The organism is Pseudarthrobacter sp. P1, assembly GCF_050156935.1.
GTDB lineage: Bacteria > Actinomycetota > Actinomycetes > Actinomycetales > Micrococcaceae > Specibacter.
Genome location: NZ_CP189584.1, coordinates 3,210,139 through 3,234,144, shown reverse-complemented (window position 1 = coordinate 3,234,144; position 24,006 = coordinate 3,210,139). Strand labels below are relative to the sequence as shown.

The window sequence follows — 24,006 nt, the reverse complement described above, 5'->3', positions numbered from 1 at the left end:
GAATCCACGATGACCCTGATCCTCACAGCCTCCGATCTGGCGTCCCTGGCCGACATGGGCACCACCATCGCCGCTGTCGAACGCGCTTTCGGTGACATCGCCCGCGGAACCGCCCATCAGCCAGCACCGACGTCGCTGCACCTGCCCGGCTCGGACTCCCGTTTCCTGCCGATGACCGCATTGGCGGACACCCAGCAGTTGGCGTGTATCAAACTGCTCGCGGACATCCCCGCCAATCGCGGCGCCGGCTTGCCCACCCAGCGTTCCACCATCATGCTGTCGTCACAATCCACCGGGGAGACCCTGGCCATCCTTGACGGGCGCGTTCCCACCCGGGTCCGCACCGCCGCCGCCAGCGCCGTGGCCAGCAAACACCTGGCCCGGCCCGGGAGTACAACGCTGGGCCTGGTGGGAGCCGGAGCCTTGGCCGTGGCCCACGTCGAGGCGATGCTGGCGGTCTTTCCCATCGACGCCGTCGTCGTCTGGTCACGCACAAGCCAGACCACCGAAACCTTCCGCCGGGAGATCGAAGGCTTCGGCCTGGACGTCACCGTCGCCGCTTCCGTCCAGCAGGTCGTCGAATCCGCCGATGTGCTGTGCACCCTGACCCCGTCGACCGAACCGGTGGTCCATGGACGCTGGTTCAGCGAAGGTCTGCACATCAACGCCGTCGGCTCCCGGCCGCGCCCGGAGCACCGCGAGATTGACTCCGAGGGCATGGCCCGCTCCCGGATCTTCGTGGACAGCATGGCCACTGCTGTCGAGAAATCCGGAGACCTCATCATCCCGGTCCGTGAGGGCCGCCTGGGATTCGATGATGTCCGGGCCGAACTAGGCCAGGTGGTGGCCGGAACAGAAACCGGCCGCACCGCCGAGGACGACATCACGTTGTTCAACTCCGTAGGCATCGGCCTGCTTGACCTCGCCATTGGCAGCGTGCTCTACGACAAGGCCATTGAACAGGGCCTTGGCCTGCACGTTGACCTGGGCCGCTAATATCGGCAACACCGCCCGTTGATGGGGCCTAGGCAGCGGATTGCCCGCGGTCCGGCGCCGGTAGGCCAGCCGCCCCTGCAGATGGGACAGCGGCCAGACCAGGATCCAACAATAGGTGGCCGCCGTGGCGGCGAGGAACGCCACGGGAATGGACAACAGGAAGACGGCCCAGACGGGACGGTTCCCCACCAGCACCAGCCGGTACAGCGGCTCGTCAACCACCTCAGCCAGCAGTCCGGCCGCCCAGGCGTAGCGCCACAGCCAATTGAGCGACAGGAAGATGCCCGAAATGGCCGCAGCATAGACCACCGGCGGCCACGGGGAGCCACTGCCCGACTGGAACAACAACGCCGTGGGCACGGGCAGGAACGCCACGAAGAACAGCACCAGCAGGTTGATCAGCTGCAAGGGGCCGTTGTAGGCGGCGATGGCCTTGAACCGGCGGTGGTGGTTGATCCACGTCAGCCCGGCGAGGGCAAAGCTGAGCGCAAAGGCGGCGAAGGACGGGAGCCGTTCCAACAGGGCCGCCTGCACGGCCGCCGCCGGGGCGTCGTCGGGCATGTCCGCCAGCTTGAGGTCCTGCACCAGCAACGTCATGGCGATGGCAAAGACGGCGTCGGAGAAAAACACCGTCCGCTCCGTGGAGGGCCCGTGCCGCAGCACGTCCGCCCGCGCCGCAACCCTCTCGGCCATGGAGGCCGAGAGGTGCGAGGTGTGTCTGGCTGGAGTCTTGCCCACAGCAGCAAACCTAGGCCAGCCCCGCCCCGCTGGCTAGGGCCCGCCGCGGCCTAAACGGCGACGGGCGGCCTCCCCGGGAAGGGAGGCCGCCCGCGTTCGCTGCCTCCCAAACCTCGCACGCTCGGTTTGGGCCCTCGGCAGCTCTCTTATGCGGTTGTCTGCTAGGCGCCTGCGGGCAGGGCCTCGGGGACGTGCGGCTTGGCGATGCCGGCAAAGGTGAACTTCGCCTCGTCGCCCTCCCCGTCAACGTCCACGGCCACGATGTCGCCGGCCTTGAGCTCGCCGAAGAGGATCTTCTCGGAGAGCTGGTCCTCGATCTCGCGCTGGATGGTCCGGCGCAGCGGCCGGGCACCCATCGCGGGGTCGTAGCCACGGGTGGCCAGCAGGACCTTGGCGGCGGCGGTCAGCTCGATGCCCATGTCCTTGTCCTTCAGACGGCCCTCGAGGCGTCCAACGAACATGTCCACGATCTCGATGATCTCGTCCTGGGTCAGCTGCGGGAACACCACGACGTCGTCAACACGGTTCAGGAACTCGGGGCGGAAGTGCTGCTTGAGCTCCTCCGTGACCCGGGCGCGCATCCGGTTGTAGCCGGTCTGGGTGTCCGTGACGGACTGGAAACCGGTGGCGACGGCCTTGGAGATGTCCCGGGTGCCCAGGTTGGTGGTCATGATGATGATGGTGTTCTTGAAGTCCACCACCCGGCCCTGGCTGTCCGTCAGGCGGCCGTCCTCAAGGATCTGCAGCAGCGAGTTGAACAGGTCCGCGTGGGCCTTCTCCACCTCGTCGAACAGCACCACGGAGAACGGACGGCGGCGCACCTTCTCCGTCAGCTGGCCACCCTCTTCGTAGCCAACGTAGCCGGGAGGGGCACCGAACAGGCGGGACACGGTGTGCTTCTCCGAGTACTCGCTCATGTCCAAGGTGATCAGGGCATCTTCCTCGCCGAAGAGGAATTCGGCCAGGGCCTTGGCCAGCTCGGTCTTGCCGACGCCGGTGGGGCCGGCGAAGATGAACGAGCCGCCCGGACGCTTGGGGTCCTTCAGGCCCGCACGGGTGCGGCGGATGGCCTGGGAGATGGACTTGATGGCCTCGTTCTGGCCCACCACGCGCTTGTGGAGCTCATCCTCCATCTTCAGCAGGCGGCTGGATTCCTCCTCCGTCAGCTTGAAGACCGGGATGCCGGTGGAGTTGGCGAGCACCTCGGCGATGAGTTCCTCATCCACCTCGGCGACATCGTCCAGGCCGCCGGACTTCCACTGGCGCTCCTTCTCGGCGCGCTCGGCAATGAGCTTCTGCTCCTTGTCGCGCAGCGAGGCGGCACCCTCGAAGTCCTGCTCGTCAATGGCCGATTCCTTGGCCCGCTTGACGTCGGCGATGACCTCGTCCATGGCCTTGAGCTCCGGCGGCGCCGTCATCCGGCGGATGCGCAGGCGCGCCCCGGCCTCGTCGATCAGGTCGATGGCCTTGTCCGGCAGGAACCGGTCGGAAATGTAGCGCTCGGACAGCGTGGCGGCGGCCGTGAGGGCGCCGTCGGTGATGGACACGCGGTGGTGCGCCTCGTAGCGGTCGCGCAGGCCCTTGAGGATCTCGATGGCCAGGGCCACATTGGGTTCCTGGACCTGGATCGGCTGGAACCGGCGCTCCAGCGCGGCATCCTTCTCAATGTGCTTGCGGTACTCGTCCAGCGTGGTGGCACCAATGGTCTGCAGCTCGCCGCGGGCCAGCATGGGCTTGAGGATCGAGGCCGCATCAATGGCACCCTCGGCCGCACCCGCACCAACCAGCGTATGGATCTCATCGATGAACAAGATGATGTCCCCGCGGGTGCGGATCTCCTTGAGGACCTTCTTCAGGCGCTCTTCGAAGTCGCCGCGGTAGCGCGAACCTGCCACCAGGGACCCGAGGTCCAGGGTGTACAGCTGCTTGTCCTTGATGGTCTCCGGGACGTCGCCGCGGACAATGGCCTGGGCCAGACCCTCCACGACGGCGGTCTTGCCGACGCCGGGCTCGCCGATCAGGACCGGGTTGTTCTTGGTGCGGCGGGAGAGGACCTGCATGACGCGTTCCATCTCGTGCTCGCGGCCAATGACCGGGTCAAGCTTGTTTTCGCGCGCGGCCTGGGTCAGGTTGCGGCCGAACTGGTCCAGCACCACCGAACCGGCCGGGGTGCCTTCCTGCGCGGTGCCGCCGCTGGCCACGGGCTCCTTGCCCTGGTAGCCGGAGAGCAGCTGGATGACCTGCTGGCGGACCCGGGTGAGGTCTGCGCCGAGCTTCACCAGCACCTGGGCGGCCACGCCCTCGCCCTCGCGGATCAGCCCGAGCAGGATGTGCTCGGTGCCGATGTAGTTGTGCCCCAGCTGCAGGGCCTCGCGCAGCGAGAGCTCCAACACCTTCTTGGCGCGCGGGGTGAAGGGGATGTGGCCGCTGGGCGCCTGCTGGCCCTGGCCAATGATCTCCTGCACCTGCTCGCGGACACCGTCCAGCGAAATGCTCAGGGATTCAAGTGCCTTGGCGGCAACGCCCTCACCCTCATGGATGAGGCCGAGCAGAATGTGCTCGGTGCCGATGTAATTGTGGTTGAGCATGCGGGCCTCTTCTTGGGCCAGCACGACAACACGTCGGGCTCGGTCAGTAAATCTCTCAAACATTTCGCCACACTCCTAGCTACTGCGTACCTTGATGCTACGCAGAACGCGCCCCCCGTGGGGGCGTGTTCGCCACAGGGGAAATACCACTGTCATCCGCGCCGCTGAAACGGCGGCGTTAACGCGGCATGCCGGCCCCGAAGGACCGGCATGCTCAGCAGTTCAGTGCGGTGGGTGTCAGCCCTGTGCGGCGTAGTACGCCTCACGGATTTCGGCCTGGATCCGGCCGCGTTCGCGGACCGGGTAGCCGTTTTCCTTGGCCCAGGTGCGGATCAGGCCAACTTCGTTGCTGCGTACAGGTGCAGCGGCCTTGGCGGCGCGAACCGGACGGCCCGTGACGCGGCGGCCGGCGCCGATGTAGGACTCCAGTGCGCCGCGCAGCTGTGCCGCATTCGAATCGGACAGGTCGATTTCGTAATTGACCCCATCCAGTGCGAATCGGACGGTTTCATCGGCGGCGTTGCCATCAACGTCATCAACAAGCGTAATCTCAACTTTTTGAGCCATGGACGATCCCTATTTCCTCACACTCGGACGTGAAATATATGCATTATTTCACTTCAAGTATGCGCTAATCCGCCCTTAGCGTCAACGCGTTTGTTTACGCCAATGAATAGCGAAGCCTATTCGCCGTGCTCCGCCGCTTCCTGTTCGGCGCGCGAGAGTGCCTCGCGTTCGGAGCGGTCGGCATTGAAGATCGCCTTCATGGCAAAGTAGAAAAGAACGCCGACCGCCAGGGACGGGATAATTACTGCAAGGTATTCCACAACGCTGCCCTTCTACTCTGGTTTCATCAACGGGAAGAGAATCGCCTCGCGAATTCCGACGCCGGTAAAGAGCATGACCAGGCGGTCCACTCCCAGGCCCAGTCCGCCCATGGGCGGTGCGCCGTATTCCAGGGCCCGCAGGAAGTCCTCGTCCAGCGCCATGGCCTCGGGGTCGCCGGCCGCGGCGGCCAGGGACTGGCGTGTCAGGCGCTCGCGCTGGATGACTGGGTCAACCAGCTCGGAGAATGCGGTGCCGGTCTCCTTGCCGTCAATGACCAAATCCCAGGCCTCAATCAAGCGGGAATCATCGCGGTGCTGGCGGGCCAGCGGCTGGGCCGACGGCGGATAATCGCAGACAAAGGTGGGCTGGATAAGCGTGGGCTCGACAATCTCGCCAAAGAGCTCGACGACAAGCTTTTCCGCGTCCCAGGCCGGGTCAATCTTTAGTTCATGCGTGGCGGCAATCGCACGCAATTCCTCGGCCGTGGTGTCGGGGGTGATATCCATGCCAACGGCGTCGGACAATCCCTTGTACACCGGCAGCCACGGCCATTCGCCGTCGAGGTTAATGGTGCCGCGCGGGCTTTCAATGGTGCGCGATCCGGCGGCATCGGCGGCGGCCAGAATAAGGCGCTGCATGGTCTTAGCCATCGTGAATTGGTCGCCATAGGCCTCATAGGCCTCGAGCATGGTGAATTCCGGGCTGTGAGTGGAATCCACACCCTCATTGCGGAAGATGCGCCCCACCTCAAAGACCTTGTCCATGCCGCCCACCACGGCGCGCTTGAGATAAAGCTCGATGGCAATGCGCAGCGTCATCGGCTGGTCAAAGGCATTCATGTGGGTCTTGAACGGACGGGCCGCGGCGCCGCCGTGGACCAGCTGGAGGATGGGGGTCTCGAGCTCGATGTATTCCTCGCCATGGAGGGTGTCGCGGATGGCCTTGACAATGGCGGAGCGGGTCCTGACCTGCTCGCGGGCGGTGTCGCGGACAATGAGGTCCACGTAGCGCTGGCGGACGCGCATCTCCTCGGAGAGCTCCGCGTGCAGCACCGGCAGCGGGCGCAGCGCCTTGGAGGCCATTTGCCAGAAGTCGGCCATGACGGAGAGCTCGCCGCGCTTGGAGCTGATGATCTCGCCGTGCACGAAGACATGGTCGCCCAGATCGACCAGGCCCTTCCAGTCGGCCAGGGACTCCTCGCCCACATTGGCCAGGGAGAGCATCACCTGCAGGCGCTCACCGGCGCCGGACTGCAAGGTGGCGAAGCAGAGCTTGCCGGTGTTGCGGACAAAGACCACGCGGCCGGTGACGCCGGCCATCTCGCCGGTGGCCGCATCCGGTTCCAGGCCCGCGTACTTGGCCCGGATTTCCTCCAGGGTGTGGGTGCGGGCCACGCCCACGGGGTAGGCCTGGCCACCACGCTGGAGCAATTTGGCGCGCTTCTCCATGCGGATATGCATCTGCTCGGAGACGTCGCTTGCTTCAAGGGTTACGGTATTTTCAGCACTCACGGTACCCAAGTTTAGTGGCTCAAACTGAGTGTCCGCTCCGAGCCCCCTCCACACGTGGTACAGAACCCATGGATGGCGCCGCCGCCTACCCGAGGGTGGAGGCACGCTCGATGAGGTTGCTGGCCAGGGTCAGCTGCGGTTCGGCGAGCACGCCGCCGCGCATCAGCTCCTTCAGCGCCCGGCCGGCCCGCTCCCCCAGCGCCGCCGCGGGCAGGTGCACGCTGGTCAGTGCGGGGTTGGACGTGGCCGAGTAGGGCAGGTCGTCGAAGCCCGCGACGGCCAGCTCCCCCGGAATCGCGATGCCGGCCACCCGCGCCTCCTGGAGCACGCCGTAGGCGTGGGTGTCGGTGCAGCAGACGACGGCGGTGATCCCGCTGCGCTGCCAGCGCGGCCAGGCCTGCGCAAAGGCCGCGGCCGCGGCGCCGACGTCGATGGGCGTGGCGGCAATGGCGCCGCTGGGCACCTCGAGGCCGCTGGCCGCGGCCTGGGCCAGGAACGCCTCCCGCCGCACGTGGAAGGTGGCGGTCCCACCGGTGCTGTCCAGATAGGCCACCCTCGTGTACCCCAGCCCGGCCAGGTGCTTGGCGAGTTCACGGGCCCCATGGCCCACATCCAGGTTGACGGAGGGGGCATAACCCTCCACGCCCGGCGCATCCAGCAGCACCACCGGCGCGGTGCTGTGCAGCCGGTCCAGGAACGCCGCGTCGGGGGCGTCCACCAGCAACCCGGCGGGCCGCAGCGACATGAGGGCACGGACCTCCTCCGGGGTGGGGAGCTGCCCGGCGTCGCTGACCGCCAGCAGCAGCTGGTAGTCCGAGCCCAGGGCGCTGCGGACGCCGCCAATGACCTTGGCAAAGAAGGGGTTTGAGACATCGGGGGCGGCCAGGATCACCAGATTGCTGCCGCCGCGGGCCAGCGAGCTGCCGATGCCGTCCACCACGTAGCCAAGCTCCTCGATGGCCGCCTGGACCTTGGCCACGTTCTCCGCCGAGACGCGGCCCTCGGTCTTGCCGTTGGCCACCAGGGACACGGTGGCCGTCGAGACGCCGGCGCGGGCTGCCACCATGGCCGCCGTGACGCGCCGGGAGGTGGTGCTGGAAATTTCGTGGGACCCCATGCCTCGATCGTAACGGGTGCGGGGGTTTTCGCCCGGGCTCTGGCGTCAAGCGTTTGACGAACCTCACGTTAAGCGCTTGACGTTGCGGCGGCGTGGTGCCACACTTTTTTCTAAATGACTCTGCATACCCCCGTGCAGCAGCCCCCAAAGACGTGGAGTAATCATGACTACCGCACCCCGCAAGATCATCCTGGACTGCGATCCCGGCCACGATGACGCCGTCGCCCTCTTGCTGGCCCATGGCAACCCGGACATCGAGCTGCTGGCGGTGACCACCGTCGTCGGCAACCAGACGCTGGCGAAGGTGACCCGCAACGCCCTGTCCGTGGGCACCATCGCCGGCATCACCGGAGTTCCGTTCGCCGCCGGCTGCCCGCGCCCGCTGGTGCGCACCATCGAAAACGCACCCGACATCCACGGCGAGTCCGGCATGGACGGCCCCGCCCAGCCCGAGTCCACCATCGAGCTGGACCCGCGCCACGCCGTCGACCTCATCATTGAGCTTGTCATGGCCCACGAGCCCGGCACCGTGACCCTGGTCCCCACCGGCGGACTGACCAACATCGCCATGGCCGCCCGCAAGGAGCCCCGCATTGTTGAGCGCGTGAAGGAAGTTGTCCTGATGGGCGGCGGCTACCACGTGGGCAACTGGAGCGCCGTGGCAGAATTCAACATCAAGATCGATCCCGAGGCCGCCCACATCGTCTTCAACGAGAAGTGGCCGGTGGTCATGGTGGGCCTGGACCTGACGCACCAGGCGCTGGCCACCCCCGAGGTGGTGGCACAGATCGAGGCCGTGGGCACCAAGCCGGCCAAGTTTGTGATGGAACTGATGGAGTTCTTCACCAAGACCTACAAGGACGCCCAGGGCTTCGACTACCCGCCGGTGCACGATCCCTGCGCCGTCGCCTACGTCATCGACCCCACCGTCATGACCACCCGCAAGGTTCCGGTGGACATCGAGCTCACCGGCACGCTGACGCTGGGCATGACGGTGGCCGATTTCCGCGCCCCGGCCCCCGCCGACTGCACCACTTCCGTGGCAGTGGACCTGGACCACGCGAAGTTCTGGAACATGGTCACCGACGCCCTCGTGCGCATCGGCGAGGTGGACCTGTGAGCACCATCGCAACCGGTGCAAAGGCCGGCACCGCCAACGTTGCCGCACTGATGACGGCCCTGCTGGCCGCCTGTGTGGCGTTCCAGCTCAATGCCTCCATGCTCAGCCCCGCCCTGGTCACCATGGGCGAGGAGCTGCACACCAACCAGGCCGTCATCGGCCTGTCCCAGACCTCCTTCTTCACCGCCGCTGCGCTGTTCTCGCTGTTCCTGCCGCGCCTGAGCGACATCGTGGGCCGCAAGAGGATCCTGGTCATCATGATGCTCCTGATGGCCGTGGGGTCCGTCGTCTCCGCACTGGCACCGGATGTCACCTGGCTCTTCGTGGGCCGCATCATCCAGGGCGTCAGCGGCCCCACCGTGCCGCTGTGCCTGATCATGCTGCGCTCGGCCGTCTCCGAGCCCAAGAAGTACGGCGTGCTGATGGGCCTGATCACCGCCGTCAACGGCGGCATCGCCGGCGTCGACTCCTTTGTGGGCGGCTACTTTGCCGAGCACTTCGGCTTCCGCAGCATCTTCTGGCTCATGGTGGCCCTGGCCGTCGTCGCCACGGGCCTGATCATCTGGCTCGCCGGTGAAAGCAAGCCCGGCGCGGGCACCCGGATGGACTGGTCCGGTGTGTTCTTCATCGTCGTCGCCGTCGGCGCCCTGCTGATCGCCCTCAACCAGGCCTCCGGCCTGCTGGCGGGCTTCTCCGGCGAAACGCTGGCCTGGGCCCTGGGCCTGGCCGCCGTCGCCGTCGCCGCCTTTGCCCTGTTCTGGAACACGGAAAAGCGTTCCACGCACCCCATGGTGGAGACGGCGCACCTGCGCCAGCGCGCCACCTGGGCCCCGCTGCTGACCACCACGCTGACCATGACCGGCATCTTCGCCGTGATCAACGGCATTGTGCCCGCCTTTGTGCAGGCTGCCGACCCCGGCTTCGGCATCGGTGCCACGGAAATGTCGCTGTTGATCCTGACCCCGTACGCCCTGCTGGGCTGGGTGTTCGGCCCCATCAGCGGCCGGCTGGCCCCCGTGCTGGGCTACACCAAGGTGCTGCGCGTCGGCCTCATCGGCTCGCTGGTGGCCCTGGCGATCATTGGCTTCTTCGGCCTGCACAGCCTGCCGCTGATGATCACCGGCACCGTGCTGTTGGGCATCATGTACGCCGGCACGGTCAACATCATGCTTAACGGCCTGGGCGTCGTGCTCTCCCCCAAGGGCAACCCCGGCTTCCTGCCGGGCATGAACGCCGGCGCCTTCAACCTCGGCGCCGGGCTGAGCTTCCTGGTGCTGCCGGCCGTGCTGGTTGCCGCCGGTTCCATGGGCGGCGCCGGATCCTACCTGGCCACCGTCGTCGTGGCCCTGGTGGTCACCGCGCTGGCGCTGGGCGCCTCGCTGCTGATCCCCAAGCCGGTTGAGGCCGAGGTGGCCGCCTGACCATGGAGAACGCAGCCCACCCCCAGTCCGGCGGCCGCATTGTGGTGGCCGGCTCGCTGAACGCGGACCTGACCATCTACACCGACCGGCTGCCGCTGCCCGGCGAAACCCTGCACGGGTCAGGCTTTGCCGTGAACCCGGGCGGCAAGAGCGCCAACCAGGCCGTGGCCGCGGCCCGGCTGGGCGGGACCGTCACGCTGATCGGCGCGGTCGGAGAGGATGCCAACGGCGCCATGCTGCTGGCATCCACCGCCGGGGCCGGCGTGGACGTCACCCGTGTGAAGCGCACGTCCGAGCCCACCGGCGTCGCAGTGATTTCGGTTGACGCGGCCGGGGAGAACTCCATCATCGTCGCCGCCGGCGCCAACGGGACGCTGGCCCCGGCCGACGTGGACCCGGCGGCCTTCGACGGCGCGTCGGTGGTGGGGCTGTGCCTGGAGGTGCCGCTGGAGACCGTCCAGGCGGCCGCGGCGGCCGGGCACGACGCCGGCGCCACGGTGCTGTTGAACCTCTCGCCTTTTGCGCAGATTCCTGACGAGCTGGCTGGGCTGACGGATGTCCTGCTGGTCAACGCCCACGAGGCCTCGCAGTTCCTGGGCGGCTTTGCGCTGCCCTCCCCGGCGGCCCCGGAGTCCGCGTGGGAGCCCGCGGTGGCGCAGTTTGCCGCGCACTCGTTGGCGCAGGTGCTGGTGACGCTGGGCTCGCAGGGCTCGGTGGTGCTGGACTCCACATCCGCCACACCCGTGGTGCGGATCGCGCCCACCCGCGTGGACGCCGTCGACACCACCGGTGCCGGGGATGCCTTCACCGGGGCCGTGGCCGCGCGACTGGCGTTCGGCGATACGCTGGCCGATGCCGCCCGCTACGCCTCCGTGGCCGCGGCGATGGCCGCCACCCGCAAGGGCACGCAGACGGCGTACCCCACCGCCGCTGAGGTCGCCGACTTCCGCTAGCAAGCATCCGCCTTGAGGCGTGGGATAAGGCCCGTTAGACGGCGTCTAACGGGCCTTATCCCACGCCTCAACTTTGCCTACGGGGCGTTTAACCCAGGATCATGTTGTCGATCAGCCGGACGGGTCCGACGCCGGCGGCCACCAGAGCCAGCGCGTGGCCGGTGAAGGGGGTCTCGCGGCAGTTCTCGGCCCGCGGCTCCAGGGTGGCCGGATCCACCACCTCCAGGTAGTCCAGCTCGACGCCGGGGGCGCTGCGGATGAGCGCCTCGGCCGAGTCGAGGTCCAGCGGCTCGTGCGCATCCGCCCGGGATTTGAGCAGCCGCAGCGCCCGGGACAGCACCAGTGCCGCCTCGCGCTCGTCGCCGGAGAGGAAGCGGTTCCGGCTGGAGAGCGCCAGCCCGTCGGCGTCGCGCACGATCGGCACCGCCACGATCTCCACCGGAATGTTGAGGTCGTCCACCATGCGCTGGACCAGGGCCACCTGCTGGGCATCCTTCTGGCCAAAGTACGCCCGGTAGAGCTGCTGCGGGCCCATGCCCAGGTGCAGCAGCTTGGAGACCACCGTCAGCGCCCCGTCGAAGTGCCCGGGGCGGGAGGCGCCCTCGAATTTCTCCCCCAGCGGGCCGGCCGTGATGCGCACCAGCGGCTCGCCGCCCGGGTACATTTCCTCCACCGGCGGCGCGAACACCAGGTCCACGCCCACCTCCTCCAGCAGCGCCAGATCCGCCGCCAGGGTGCGCGGGTAGCGCGCCAGGTCCACGTCGTCGCCGAACTGCAGCGGGTTCACGAAGATGGTGGCCACGACGACGTCGTTGCCTGCCACCGCCGCCCGCGCCAGCTCCGCGTGGCCGGCGTGCAGCGCCCCCATGGTGGGCACCAGGCCCAGGCTCGCGGGCGCGCCAGGGGTGGCCTTGGCGGCCAGCAGCGCCGCCGTTCCCGCCTTGAGCTCGTCGATGGTGGTGGCAAGGGTGATGGACATGTCAATCGCTTTCGGTGTGCTGTGGATCGTCGAGCGGGTCGTTCGAAGGGGTCGCCGGGGTTGCGGGAGGGACGGCGGGCGAGGTGGCACCGGCGTCGTCGTTGCCGAGGGCGGCCTGGACGGCCAGGTACCGCTCCGCGCCCAGCAGGCCGCGGCGGGCGGCCCGGGTGGCGGTGGAGGCCCCCATGGCCAGATAGGCCTCCACAATGTCGCCGTGGCCGGTGTCCAGGGCGTGCTCGCGCAGGGCGGCGGCGTGGGCGGACACGGTGCCGGCGTCGCCGCGGGCCACCGGGCCGGTGAGCGCCGATTCGCCCGAGGCCAGCGCATTCTCCAAGGAGGCGCGCAGCAGCGGGCCCAGCAGCCGGTCCGGTGCCTCGACGCCGATGTCCCCGAGCAGCTGCGCCGCCTGGGCCACCAGCGTGACCAGATGGTTCGAGGAGTGCGCCAGGGCGGCGTGGTAGAGCACCCGGTCCGCCTCCGCGATGACCACCGGCTCGGCGCCCATCTCCACCACGAGGGCCTGGGCGATGGGCAGCATGGCCGGATCCGCCGTGACGCCAAAGCTGCAATCGGCAAGCCGGGCCAGGTCCAGGGTCATCCCCGTGAAGGTCATGGCCGGGTGCAAGGCCAGGGCAATGGCGCCGGCGGCCTTGGCCGGAGCCAACACCGCCGTGCCGAAGCGGCCCGAGGTGTGCGCCACCAGCTGTCCCGCCTGCCAGGCACCGGTGGCGGCCAGCCCGGACACCAGCTCCGGCAGGGCGTCGTCGGGCACCGCCAGCAGCACCAGCTCGGCCCGCTCGACAATTTCCGGGATCTGCAGCACCGGCACGCCCGGCAGCAGGTTTTCGGCCCGGTCCCGCGAGGCCTCCGACACCGCCGAGACACCCACCACGGCATGCCCCGCCGCCCGCAGCGCGGCCCCGAGCACGGCACCCACCTTCCCGGCGCCAATGATCCCCACGCCCAAGCGCCCCGGCTTAACGGCCATGTTCAATCTCCTGTGTGTTGTTCAAATAGTTCTGCGGCCCCTGGGTCCTGCTCCCGGGCCGTCCCCGACGCCGAATTCCGTTCAGGACGCCGTAGTGGCCCTGTCCTGGACGGGAAGCGGCGTCCTGGATGCAGTTGTGCGTCATGGGGCGGACCCGGCACCCTTGGTCTCGCTCCCCGGCCCCTTGGTCTCGACAAGCTCGACCAGCGGGGCCCTCGCGGCCGAGGGCCCAGGCTCGACCAGCGGGGCCACTCCAGCCTCTGGAGGCGCGGCGGCGGCAAGCCCATGGTGTGGTGGGCACCGCGAAGCGGGCGGGGCTGCCGCCGCCGCGCCGGAAGAGGCGGACCCGACGGGCTCGACCAGCGGATCCGGCGCAGCTTCCATCCAGCGCTCGGCGCGGTGGATGCGGCGGGCGACGGCGGCGCGGGCGGCCTGCTCGTCGAAGAGCCGCCGCGCGGCCCCCAGCTCCATGTGCCGCACCAGCGGGCGCACCGGACCCGAGGTTGAATGCAGCTCGAAGTCCGCCAACCCCAGCGCCCGCATCAGCGGCCCCTGGTACAGGCTCAGCGACTGTGTCCGCTCGTGCGGCACCACCTGCAGCCGGCGGAACAGCAGGCCGTGGCGGCACAGCAGCGCCGTCTCCGTGGCCCGGTAGGCCCGCCGCCGCCACACCAGTGGGTCGATCCAGCGCGCGGCGGGCGGGGAATGGATGAACCCCTCGGCCGACCCCGTGCCGTGGATCCCCGCGCCGAACACCGCCAACGGGTTCTCCACCCCGGGATTGGGGAACAACAGGCCCAACATGGCCATGGCCTCGTCCAGCGTCCCCACCGGCAGCACCACGGTGCGGCCACCGCCCTCGTGGTGGTCGGCGCCGTAGCCGGCCACGTTCACGTGCACGCGGTGCCAGCCCAGCAACCGCCAGAGCGGCCCCTGGCTGATGCCCACGGCCTGCACGCGGCCCGGCGGAATGGTCTGCGAGCGGGTCTCGAGCATGCCGTAGTGCAGCCGGATGCCGTCCGGCGAGACCGCCACACGGAAGTTGAAATCGGTGGTGAAGCGCTGCCAGTACGCCGCCCCCACACCCAGGATCATGGGAACAAAGGCGGCCAGGATCGCCAGCGAACCGGTCCGCACCACCAACCACACCAGGGCGGCGGAGAGCAGCAGGGCCGCGCCGGTGATCCCGGAGAGCAGCACCGAGCCGAGCACCCGCCCCGGGCGCAGCGCCAGCACCGCCACCTCCGGCGCCTCGGCCACCTCGGCCGGGGCCTGCGGATCCACCGGCACGCCGGCGGCGCGGGCCAGGATGGCGCTGCGCAGCCGCCGGGCCTCGTCCAGCCGGAGGAAGGCCAGCTTCATCGCCGACTTCCCGCCGTCGGCCACGTCAAACTTCAGCTCGGCCAGGCCAAAGGCCCGCGCCAGCAGCGGCTGCACGACGTCGATGGCCTGCACGCGGTCGATCCGGGCCTTGCGCTGCTGGCGGAAGACCACCCCGGAATTGACGTGCACATGGTCGTCGGTGACCTGGTAGCGCGTGAAGAGCCAGGACAGGTAGAAGCCCACGCCAAAGACCACGACGGCGGCAGCCAGAATGCTCAGGATGATCCAGGCCGGCGCGGCGCTGGGGGAATAGTCCCTGCCGGTGGCCTCGGAGCGCAGCAGGTCCTCGAAGGAATTGCGGCCAAAGATGAACAGGACCGCCACGATGGCCACCCAGCCGCGCACCAGCGGCGAGATGGGGTGGACGCGGTGCCACTCGTCGGGGCCGTCCACCACAAAGGCCGGGCCGCCGTCGTTCCGCTGGCTCACAATCCGGCCAGCTTCGCCTCACCGCGGGCGGTGAGCTGCTCGCGCAGCCGGGAGGCCTCCTCGGCCGGCAGACCGCCCAGGGCCGCGTTGGTGGAGGCCGAGGCGGTGTGCAGCCGGATGCTGCTCAGGCCCAGCGCACGCTCCAGCGGCCCCACCGTGACGTCCACATATTGCATGCGGCCATAGGGCACCACCATGAGGCGCTGGAAGAAGATCCCCTGGCGGATGAGCAGATCGTCGTTCCGCTCGGCGTAGCCGATGGCGCGCACCTGGCGCGGGATCAGCACAAAGGCCCAGACCACGCCGACCAGCATGGCGGACGGCAGCAGCCAGGCCAGCCAGAGCGGCAGGGTGGGCCAGGCGCCGGCGGCACGCAGCACCAGCGGCAGGCCGGCCAGCGCCAGCCACAGCAGCGAGGCGGTGCCGCGGGTGATGCGGCGGGCGGTGATGAGCCGGCTGGAGACGCGCGTGAAATCCAGGCCCTGCGGGGCCAGCTGGCTAGGCATATTCGCCCTCGCCGGCTGCCCTGGGTTTGGGCTCGGTGTCAGCGGGTTCGGAGTCCTCCGGCGGGACCCGGCAGAACCGCTCCACGATCAGGCCGACGGCCACCATGACCGCACCGCCGCCGGCCAGGGACAGGATCTGCCATAAAATGTCGAGGTTGCCGCGCAGGCCCAGCGTGGGCAGCACGTCGGCCAGGATGCCGGCGTGCCAGCCAAGGAGCAGGGCGCCCGAATAGGCGCAGGCCTGGGCAAACAGCACTGTGCGCGCGGCCAGGATGGGGTTGAGCATGCGTTTGCGGTCGCCGTTGCGCCAGGCGCGCACCCGCAGGCCCAGCATCAGGGTCAGCACCACGATGACGGCCATGGTCAGCAGCGAGCTCCACGGCAGCACGGGCATGGCCATGCTGGCACGGTTGGCCAGCACCGTGGCGACCCACCCCGCGGAGGCGGCCACCAGTCCCGTCACCACCAGCCATGCGGGCTTGATGGTCCGCAAAGTGCTCCTCATGTCTCCCTCACCCACCTGCTTCACCGATCTGCTCAGGCGTTCTTCCTCAACGGTACAACGAAGGCGGGCGGCTAGAGGGTTTCGGTGCCGCCGCTGAAATGCTCGATGCCCGCCATGTCCTCGGCGCGGGCGGCAAGCGCCGCCACCGGGATGCCGTCAAGGGTCGCCGTGGCGTCCATCAGGGACCACGGGTAGAGCACAAAGGCGCGCTGCGCGGCCCGCGGATGCGGCAGGGTCAGGCGCTCGTCGCTGCTCTCCAGCCCGCCGTAGGTGATGATGTCCACGTCCAGCGTGCGGGCGGCCCACCGCACCTCGCGCATGCGCTGGTGCTTCGCCTCCACGGCGTTGCAGTGCGCCAGCAGCGCGTACGGGTCCAGTGAGGTCTCCACCTCGATCACCATGTTCAGGAAGTCCGGCTGCCCCGCCGGACCGCCCACCGGCTTGGTGGTGACCACCGGGGAGGTGTGGCGCAGGCGCACGGCGTCGTTGTCCACCAGATCGGCGACGGCGGAGGCCAGGGTGTCGGCGCGCTCGCCCAGATTGGAGCCCAGGGCCAGCACGGCGCGCACCATGGCGGGCGCCGGGCCGGGCGCGTCCCCGGGTCCGGTGCTCATCCGCGCTCCCGGTGGATGCTGATGGTGACGTCGCCGAAGGGCACCTCGATAGGCGCCTTGGGCTTGTGCACCGTGACGTCGACGGCGGCCACACCGGGGAAGCCGGCCAGGATCCGGGCGGCAATCCGCTCGGTGAGCGTCTCGATCAGGTCGAAAGGCTCGCCGGTGATCAGGGCGACTATCTCCTCGGCCACCTCGCCGTAGTGGGCTGTCTTGGCCAGATCGTCGGTGGCCGCGGCGGCGGAAATGTCGGTGTACAGCACGGCGTCCACCACGAAAGGCTGGCCATCGCGCTTCTCGTGCTCGAAGACGCCGTGGTACCCGGTGGCGCTCACCCCGGTGAGGGTGATCCTGTCGCGCGGGCTCACTGCCACGCTCACTGCGAGGCCGCGGGTGTGCGCATGGCGGCCCGCTGGCGGGCGGCCACCTTCGCGGCGTCAAGGCTGGCGGAGACATCGTGCACGCGCACGCCCCAGACGCCCTGCACGGCGGCCAGCGCGGTGGTGGCCGAGGTGGCGTTGTCGCGTTCCTTCGGGGCGGCGGCCTTGCCGGCGCTGGTCAGCAGCGAGCCCAGGAACCGCTTGCGGGAGGTGCCCACCAGGATCCTGTTGCCGAGCTCGTGCAGCCGGTCCAGGTTGGCCAGCAGGTCCCAGTTCTGCTCGGCGGTCTTGGAGAAGCCGATGCCCGGGTCCACGATGATCTGCTCGGGGCCGACGCCGGCGGCGTAGAAACGCTCGCGCACCTCGCGCAGCTCGGCGAGGACATCCTCGACGACCTCGCCGTACGCGGTGAGCGAATCCATCGCACGCGAATTCCCGCGCGAGTGCATCAGCACATAGGGCACCTGGCGTTCGGCAATCAGCGCCACCATGTCGGCGTGCACATGCATGCCGGACACATCGTTGATCAGGCCGGCACCGGCGTCGAGCGCGAGAGCGGCGGTGGAGGCATGGCGGGTGTCCACGCTCACCAAGGCGCCGGCCTTCACCAGGGTCTCGATGACGGGCAGGATGCGCTTCTGTTCCTCGGCCTCGTCCACATCCTCGGCGCCGGGGCGGGTGGATTCCCCGCCGACGTCGATGATGTCGGCGCCGCCGTAATACATCCGCAGGCCGTGCGCGATGGCGGTGTCCACCGAGGTGTACTCCCCGCCGTCGCTGAAGGAGTCCGGCGTGCAGTTCAGGATGCCCATGACCACCGTGCGGTCGGTGGGCAGATCCGCGAACCGTGCCAGCTTCCGCGGGCCGCGGAGCACCGGCAGGGGGGACGTTGCGGGCCCGGTGCCGGGTGCAGCTGCGAGGGAATCCATTGAAATTGTTACCTTCCGAGAATCAGGCTCATGGCTTCGGCGCGGGTGGCCGGCTCATGAAGGAGACCGCGCACCGCGCTGGTGACGGTCTTGGCGCCGGGCTTGCGCACGCCGCGCATGGACATGCACATGTGCTCGCACTCCACCACCACGATGGCGCCGCGCGGCTTGAGGTATTTGACCAGGGCATCCACAATCTGGGTGGTCAGCCGTTCCTGCACCTGGGGGCGCTTGGCGTAGACGTCCACCAGCCGGGCCAGCTTGCTCAGCCCGGTGACGCGCCCGTCCAGCGAGGGGATGTAGCCCACGTGGGCCGAACCGTGGAAGGGCACCAGGTGGTGCTCGCAGGTGGAGTAGAACGGAATGTCCTTCACCAGCACCATTTCCTCGTGCGCGATGTCGAAGGTGGTGGAGAGGATCTCCGCCGGGTCCTGGTGCAGGCCAGCGAAGACCTCGGCATAGGCCTTGGCGACGCGCTTGGGCGTCTCCACCAGGCCGCTGCGCTCGGGGTCTTCACCGATGGCCAGCAGGATTTCCCGCACGGCCTTTTCGATCCGGGCCAGGTCAACCCTGCCGTCCGCCGGGGCACCGCTGCCAGCGGCGCCGGCTTCGTCGTCGTCGTCGTCGTAGTAAGTCACGGAGGTGATTCTATCCGTCAAGCGGGCGCGGCGGCAGCTGCTCCCCGCCGCCGAAGCCCGGACCGGAGCCCGGCATGGGGCCGGGGGCATCCACGTGGCCCTCCAGGTGGGCGTTGGCCAGCTGGTCCTGCGGCAGCACATTGTCCGGAGACGGCTGGCCGGAATCCCGCGCGTCCTGGCGCTCCTTCTCCGTCACCACGGGCGGAATGGAGGAGACCGGGCGGGAGTCCTTGGACAGCCACACCTGGCGGGGCTCGTGCTTGCGCAGATCGTGGAAGATCGCGGCAATTTCGGCCTGGTTCAGGGTTTCGCGCTCCAGCAGTTCCAGGGCCAGGCGGTCCAGCACATCGCGGTTCTCGATCAGCACCGCGTAGGCCTCGTCGTGGGCCTGGTCGATGAGGCGGCGGACCTCTTCATCGATGATGGACGCCACGGACTCGGAGTAGTCCCGGTCGTGGCCGGCGTCGCGGCCCAGGAAGGGCTCGCCGCCGCCGCTGCCCAGCTTCACGGCGCCGATGCGCTCGCTCATGCCGTACTGCGTGACCATCTTCCGGGCTGTGCCGGTGGCCTTTTCGATGTCGTTCGAGGCGCCGGTCGAGGGGTCGTGGAAGACGATTTCCTCGGCCACGCGGCCGCCCATGGCGTAGGCCATCTGGTCCAGCAGCTCGTTGCGGGTCACCGAGTACTTGTCGTCCTCGGGTACCACCATGGTGTAGCCCAGGGCACGGCCGCGGGGCAGGATGGTGATCTTGGTGACCGGGGCCGTGTGGTGCAGCGCGGCCGCCACCAGGGCGTGTCCACCCTCGTGGTAGGCGGTGATCTTGCGCTCAAGCTCCTTCATGACGCGGGTGCGCTTCTGCGGGCCGGCCATGACGCGGTCGATGGCCTCATCCAGCGCGCGGTCGTCGATCAGCTGGGCGTTGGAGCGGGCGGTCAGCAGCGCCGCCTCGTTGAGCACGTTGGCCAGGTCGGCACCGGTGTAGCCGGGCGTCTTCTTGGCGACGGCGTTCAGGTCCACGCCGGGTGCCATCGGCTTGCCTTGGGAGTGCACGTTCAAAATCTGCTCGCGGCCCAACCGGTCCGGCGCTTCCACCGGGATCTGGCGGTCAAAGCGGCCCGGGCGCAGCAGCGCCGGGTCCAGCACGTCCGGACGGTTGGTCGCGGCGATCAGGATGACGTTGGTCTTGACGTCGAAGCCGTCCATCTCCACCAGCAGCTGGTTGAGGGTCTGCTCGCGCTCGTCGTTGCCGCCGCCGATGCCGGCACCACGGTGGCGGCCGACGGCGTCGATCTCGTCCACGAAGATGATGGCCGGGGAGTTGGCCTTGGCCTGCTCAAAGAGGTCGCGGACGCGGGAGGCACCCACACCAACAAACATCTCGACAAAGTCGGAACCGGAGATGGAGTAGAACGGCACGCCGGCCTCGCCGGCCACGGCGCGGGCCAGCAGGGTCTTGCCGGTTCCGGGCGGGCCGTAGAGCAGCACGCCCTTGGGGATCTTGGCGCCCACGGCCTGGAATTTGGCCGGGTTCTGCAGGAAATCCTTGATTTCGTGCAGTTCCTCGACGGCCTCGTCGGCACCGGCCACGTCCACGAAGGTCACCTGCGGGTGGTCCTTGGTGATCAGCTTGGCCTTGGACTTGCCGAACTGCATGACCTTGGAGCCGCCGCCCTGCATGCGCGAGAGCAGGAACCAGAAGATGGCGCCCAGGATCACGATCGGCAGGATCAGGCTCAGCAGGCTGGAGAGGAAGTTGCTCTGCACCGGCTGGTCGTCAAAGGTCTTCAGCTTCGCGTCGTCGATCGCCGTGACCAGCGTGTCGGCACGGTAGTCGCCAAAGTAGAACTGGACGTTCTTGCCCACGTTCTGGCCGCTGGGCGTGGTGTAGTCCTGCTTGAGGACCAGATCCACGCGACCCTCGGAGCCAAACACCTTGGCCGATTCGACCTTGCTCTGGCTCAGCAGGCCGAGGGCATCGGAGGTGTCGATCCGGGCGGACCCGCCGCCGGAGAGAGTGGCGAATGCGATCAGGAGGAGCGCAACCACTGCAATGATCCAAATGATCGGACCCTTGAAGATATTCTTGAAGTTCATGTGCTCGAGGCCCAGCCTCGTCCCTCCCGATCAACGTTCAATTCGTACTCGGTTCACACCCGAGTCTGGCGACTTATTGCCAAGACTTATTGCCAAGGCGGGTGCAGCTTCACGCCCACGGTACTAGGTTTACACCGTTCGTATGGAACACGTGCGGCGAATGGCAATAGTTCCCTGAGGGCATAACCGGATTTCCGCCGGGGCAAAACAAAAACCGCGCCTGTTCATCCACATCGCCCCCGGGTGGCGGGGCGATGGGGAAGAGCAGGCGCGAGCTTGATGCGTGGTCTTGTCTCTACCAGCGCCGGATCTACTCGTAGATGTGCGGGGCCAGCGTGCCGATGAAGTCCAGGTTGCGGTACCTCTCGGCAAAGTCCAGGCCGTAGCCCACCACAAATTCGCTGGGGATGTCGTAGCCGACGTACTTGACGTCGATCTCAACCTTGGCGGCGTCGGGCTTGCGCAGCAGGGTGCAGATTTCCACCGAGGCCGGCCCGCGGGAGACCAGGTTGGCCTTGAGCCAGGACAGGGTCAGGCCGGAGTCGATGATGTCCTCGACGATGAGCACGTGCTTGCCCATGAGGTCGGTCTCAAGGTCCTTGAGGATGCGCACCACGCCGGAGGACTGTGTGCCCGAGCCGTAGGAGGAGACGGCCATCCAGTCCATGGTGACGTGGCTGTGCAGGGCACGGGCCAGGTCTGCCATGATCATGACGGCGCCCTTGAGCACACCCACCAGCAGGACGTCGCGGCCCTCGTAGTCGGCATCGATCTGGGCTGCCAGTTCCGCAACGCGGTCCTGGATTTGTTCCTTGGTGTAGAGAACGTGCTTGAGATCGGCTTGGACGTCTAGTGAATCCACCAATGGCTCCTGGTGTTGAAGGGCTTTGTTTGTGCACCGCCGCGGAAAGGGGGTCCGCCAACGGCATTACGCATTGCGTCTAAAGACTAGCTTCCCATAGCTGGAACCGTCATGGGGAATGCTTTGGCTGCGCGAGATCCGGCTCACAGTGACTTTGCCGGCCAGCTCCACCGGGCCGGCCGAGCCGCACCGGGCCAGCAGCGCCTCGGCCGCCAGCAGCCGCTCGAAGCTGGGCTGGTTGCCGCCCAGGGCGACGGCGGCCAGGGCCAGGACCCGGTGCCGGAGCGCCGGCGCCAAGCCCCGCAGCCCGTCCTCCGGCAGCCGCAATTCCAGCCGCGGCAGAGTGCGTACACCCACCGGGACCCGCTCCACGAGGCGCTCGAACTCGTCCGATGCCAGCTGGTCCAGGTAGTCCGCATCCGCGGCCAGGATCCGGGCTGAGCGGTGCAGCGAGGCGGCGATGCCGGGCCCCAGCTGCGCCTCGAGGAATGGGAGCACCACTGTCCGGGCCCGCGAGCGCGTAAAGGCCGGATCGGTGTTGGTGGGGTCGTGCCAGGGCTCCAGTCCCAGGACCTCGCAGATGGCCAGCGTCTCCGCCCGGCGCAGGTCCAGGAAGGGGCGCAGGTAGCTGCCGCGGCGTTCGCGGATGCCGGCCAGCGACCGGGTTCCGGAGCCACGGGCCAGGCCCAGCAGCACGGATTCGGCCTGGTCGTCCAGGGTGTGGCCCAGCAGCACTACCACCGCGCCCAGTTCAACCGCGGCCGCGTCCAGTGCACCGTAGCGGGCGGTGCGGGCGGCCGCCTCCGGGCCGGCACCGTCGTGCTCCACGTCCACGGCACGGATCTGCACCGGGTCCAGCCCCAGCCCGCGCAGGGTCCGGGCCGCGGCGTCCGCGACGGCGGCGCTGCCTGGCTGCATCCGGTGGTCCACCACCACGGCGCCCACCCGGATCTCGCCGCGGTGGGCGAAGAAGGCGGCGACGGCGGCCAGGGCCAGGGAGTCAGGCCCGCCGCTGCAGGCCACCAGGACCAGCGGCGGATCCGGCACCGGGCGGACCTTGCCGGTGCTGGAGATGCCCAGCAGCGCCGCCACCAGGTTGCGGGCCTTGGCCACCACCGGGTCCAGCCGCGGCCGCGGCCTCCCCCCGCCGGACGCGCCGCCGGACGCGCCGTCGGACGGAAGCGCCATCTAGAGGCCCATCCGCTCGACCCAGAGCCTGGCATCGTGGATTTCCGGCTCGGTGGGCAGGTGCGCGGCGCTGGTCCAGACGTGGTTGAAGCCCTCCATCCCCACCAGCGAGGTCACGGCGCGGACAAACTTGGCGCCGTCCCTGTACTGGCGCATCTTGGCGTCCAGGCCCATCAGGTGGCGGATGAACTTCTCGAGGGTGCCGCGTTCCGTGCCCCGGGCATTGAAGCGCTGCCGGATGGTCTTGACTGTGGGCACAATGCTGGCGTCGACGGCGTCCATCACCACGTTGGCGTGCCCCTCCAGCAGGCTCATCACCGCCGTCACGTGCGAGAGTGCGGCCTTCTGCGCCGGGTCCTGCAGCAGGTCCAGGACCCCGCCGCGGCTGGGGCTGTCCTCGGTCGAGGACCTGTTGCCCAGCGACTTGGCCGCCGCGGCCAGCCGCTCCCCCAGTGTCTCGGTGTCCCCCACCAGCAGCGAGCCCAGCTGCTCGATCTGCTCCAGCATGTGGTGGCGCAGCCAGGGGGCAGCGGCAAATTGCACGCGGTGCGTCTGTTCGTGCAGGCAGACCCAGAGCCGGAAATCGGCCGGCTCCACGGAGAGTTCGCGCTCCACCGAGATGATGTTCGGGGCCACCAGCAGCAGCCGGCCGCCGGCGCCCTGCCCACCTGCGCCCGGCGCCAGCGCGGCAAAGGGATCGTACTGCCCCAGCACCTTGGAGGAGAGGAAGGCCAGCACCGCACCCAGCTGCGCGCCCGTGACGGTGCCGCTGAGGGCCGCATTCACGGGCTTGCCGGAGGAGAACTGCTTGTCCGCCAGCGCGTCCAGCACGGGGCCCATCATCACCGCAAAGCTCTGCGTGTTGGCCCGCGCCCAGGAGGCCCGGTCGACAATGAGGACCTCGGAATCGCGCAGGTCCCGGGCCGCCTCGAGTCCGGTGATCTCATGGACATAGGGAACACTGCGGTCCGCCATGGTGCGCAGGTGGGAGACGGCCGCGCCGATCTCCGAGCCGCTGAGCAGTGGCCCTGCCGGGGCCAGGGTGGCAGCCGTGCGGGCGGCCAGTTCCCAGTTGATCAGGGTGGAGCCGCGGGAGGCGGTGGTCGGAACGGGGCTGGTGGCGTCCATGGGATCCATGACACCACACTAGCGCCGCGCACCGGCCGGGTCCCGCTCCCACCCGCCCACTAACCTCGCTGCGTCCCCAGCCGCTCCCACTGCTCGCAAGCTCGCAGCGG

Annotated in this window: 22 protein-coding genes and 1 pseudogene; 4 read left to right on the top strand and 19 right to left on the bottom strand. The window is 68.7% G+C overall.

Features of this window, described 5'->3' with window-relative positions:
• The first annotated feature begins 9 nt into the window (after window positions 1–9).
• Window positions 10–996, top strand: a complete 987-nt coding sequence (locus tag ACQCSX_RS15275; protein ID WP_427016125.1) for an ornithine cyclodeaminase family protein — start codon at window positions 10–12, stop codon at window positions 994–996.
• Window positions 997–1,368: 372 nt separating this feature from the next.
• Here the strand turns inward: ACQCSX_RS15275 and ACQCSX_RS15270 are convergent.
• The 6 genes and pseudogenes from ACQCSX_RS15270 to ACQCSX_RS15245 all read right to left on the bottom strand — a co-directional run.
• A pseudogene (locus tag ACQCSX_RS15270) lies at window positions 1,369–1,689 on the bottom strand (TMEM175 family protein); the annotation flags it as partial.
• 206 nt (window positions 1,690–1,895) lie between these two features.
• A complete protein-coding gene (locus tag ACQCSX_RS15265) occupies window positions 1,896–4,385 on the bottom strand; it encodes an ATP-dependent Clp protease ATP-binding subunit (protein WP_427016124.1) in 2,490 nt (829 codons plus the stop codon).
• Between the two features lie 174 nt (window positions 4,386–4,559).
• On the bottom strand, window positions 4,560–4,889 hold the full coding sequence (locus ACQCSX_RS15260) for a histone-like nucleoid-structuring protein Lsr2 (RefSeq protein WP_427016123.1): 330 nt from the start codon (window positions 4,887–4,889) through the stop codon (window positions 4,560–4,562).
• Between the two features lie 116 nt (window positions 4,890–5,005).
• Complete coding sequence (locus ACQCSX_RS15255) at window positions 5,006–5,149, bottom strand: hypothetical protein (protein WP_427016122.1); 144 nt, start codon at window positions 5,147–5,149, stop codon at window positions 5,006–5,008.
• A 12-nt stretch (window positions 5,150–5,161) separates the two neighbouring features.
• A complete protein-coding gene (lysS, locus tag ACQCSX_RS15250) occupies window positions 5,162–6,610 on the bottom strand; it encodes a lysine--tRNA ligase (RefSeq protein ID WP_427019067.1) in 1,449 nt (482 codons plus the stop codon).
• A gap of 136 nt (window positions 6,611–6,746) precedes the next feature.
• Entirely contained in the window at window positions 6,747–7,778 is a 1,032-nt protein-coding gene (locus ACQCSX_RS15245) for a LacI family DNA-binding transcriptional regulator (RefSeq protein WP_427016121.1), read from the bottom strand.
• A gap of 163 nt (window positions 7,779–7,941) precedes the next feature.
• Here ACQCSX_RS15245 and ACQCSX_RS15240 point away from each other — a divergent pair, with 163 nt between their 5' ends.
• Genes ACQCSX_RS15240 through ACQCSX_RS15230 form a run of 3 tightly spaced genes read left to right on the top strand, consistent with a single transcriptional unit; the run spans window position 7,942 to window position 11,272 of the window.
• Entirely contained in the window at window positions 7,942–8,898 is a 957-nt protein-coding gene (locus tag ACQCSX_RS15240; RefSeq protein WP_427016120.1) for a nucleoside hydrolase, read from the top strand.
• Between the two features lie 50 nt (window positions 8,899–8,948).
• A complete protein-coding gene (locus ACQCSX_RS15235; protein WP_427019066.1) occupies window positions 8,949–10,319 on the top strand; it encodes an MFS transporter in 1,371 nt (456 codons plus the stop codon).
• A gap of 2 nt (window positions 10,320–10,321) precedes the next feature.
• On the top strand, window positions 10,322–11,272 hold the full coding sequence (locus ACQCSX_RS15230) for a ribokinase (protein ID WP_427016119.1): 951 nt from the start codon (window positions 10,322–10,324) through the stop codon (window positions 11,270–11,272).
• A gap of 88 nt (window positions 11,273–11,360) precedes the next feature.
• Here ACQCSX_RS15230 and panC read toward each other — a convergent pair whose 3' ends face one another.
• From panC to ACQCSX_RS15165, 13 genes are all read right to left on the bottom strand, one after another.
• On the bottom strand, window positions 11,361–12,251 hold the full coding sequence (panC, locus tag ACQCSX_RS15225) for a pantoate--beta-alanine ligase (protein ID WP_427016118.1): 891 nt from the start codon (window positions 12,249–12,251) through the stop codon (window positions 11,361–11,363).
• Window position 12,252: 1 nt separating this feature from the next.
• The gene (locus ACQCSX_RS15220) at window positions 12,253–13,239 is read right to left on the bottom strand and encodes a Rossmann-like and DUF2520 domain-containing protein (RefSeq protein ID WP_427016117.1); all 987 of its coding nucleotides are present in this window, start codon (window positions 13,237–13,239) and stop codon (window positions 12,253–12,255) included.
• A gap of 141 nt (window positions 13,240–13,380) precedes the next feature.
• The gene (locus ACQCSX_RS15215) at window positions 13,381–15,051 is read right to left on the bottom strand and encodes a PH domain-containing protein (protein WP_427016116.1); all 1,671 of its coding nucleotides are present in this window, start codon (window positions 15,049–15,051) and stop codon (window positions 13,381–13,383) included.
• Window positions 15,048–15,557: a PH domain-containing protein gene (locus ACQCSX_RS15210; RefSeq protein WP_427016115.1), complete on the bottom strand. Its 510-nt coding sequence runs from the start codon at window positions 15,555–15,557 to the stop codon at window positions 15,048–15,050. Before ACQCSX_RS15210 ends, ACQCSX_RS15215 begins: the two co-directional genes overlap by 4 nt.
• A complete protein-coding gene (locus ACQCSX_RS15205; protein ID WP_427019065.1) occupies window positions 15,550–16,050 on the bottom strand; it encodes a DUF3180 domain-containing protein in 501 nt (166 codons plus the stop codon). Before ACQCSX_RS15205 ends, ACQCSX_RS15210 begins: the two co-directional genes overlap by 8 nt.
• Window positions 16,051–16,133: 83 nt before the next feature.
• The gene (gene folK / locus ACQCSX_RS15200; protein WP_427016114.1) at window positions 16,134–16,676 is read right to left on the bottom strand and encodes a 2-amino-4-hydroxy-6-hydroxymethyldihydropteridine diphosphokinase; all 543 of its coding nucleotides are present in this window, start codon (window positions 16,674–16,676) and stop codon (window positions 16,134–16,136) included.
• A complete protein-coding gene (folB, locus tag ACQCSX_RS15195; protein WP_427016113.1) occupies window positions 16,673–17,056 on the bottom strand; it encodes a dihydroneopterin aldolase in 384 nt (127 codons plus the stop codon). The genes folK and folB overlap by 4 nt, the downstream gene beginning before the upstream one ends.
• Window positions 17,053–17,985: a dihydropteroate synthase gene (gene folP / locus ACQCSX_RS15190; RefSeq protein ID WP_427016112.1), complete on the bottom strand. Its 933-nt coding sequence runs from the start codon at window positions 17,983–17,985 to the stop codon at window positions 17,053–17,055. Before folP ends, folB begins: the two co-directional genes overlap by 4 nt.
• 8 nt (window positions 17,986–17,993) lie before the next feature.
• A complete protein-coding gene (gene folE, locus ACQCSX_RS15185) occupies window positions 17,994–18,623 on the bottom strand; it encodes a GTP cyclohydrolase I FolE (RefSeq protein WP_427016111.1) in 630 nt (209 codons plus the stop codon).
• Window positions 18,624–18,633: 10 nt separating this feature from the next.
• Entirely contained in the window at window positions 18,634–20,718 is a 2,085-nt protein-coding gene (gene ftsH / locus ACQCSX_RS15180; protein ID WP_427016110.1) for an ATP-dependent zinc metalloprotease FtsH, read from the bottom strand.
• A 310-nt stretch (window positions 20,719–21,028) separates the two neighbouring features.
• Window positions 21,029–21,580, bottom strand: a complete 552-nt coding sequence (gene hpt / locus ACQCSX_RS15175) for a hypoxanthine phosphoribosyltransferase (RefSeq protein ID WP_427016109.1) — start codon at window positions 21,578–21,580, stop codon at window positions 21,029–21,031.
• Window positions 21,581–21,646: 66 nt separating this feature from the next.
• Complete coding sequence (gene tilS, locus ACQCSX_RS15170; protein WP_427016108.1) at window positions 21,647–22,768, bottom strand: tRNA lysidine(34) synthetase TilS; 1,122 nt, start codon at window positions 22,766–22,768, stop codon at window positions 21,647–21,649.
• On the bottom strand, window positions 22,769–23,905 hold the full coding sequence (locus tag ACQCSX_RS15165) for a zinc-dependent metalloprotease (RefSeq protein WP_427016107.1): 1,137 nt from the start codon (window positions 23,903–23,905) through the stop codon (window positions 22,769–22,771).
• Window positions 23,906–24,006: the final 101 nt, after the last annotated feature.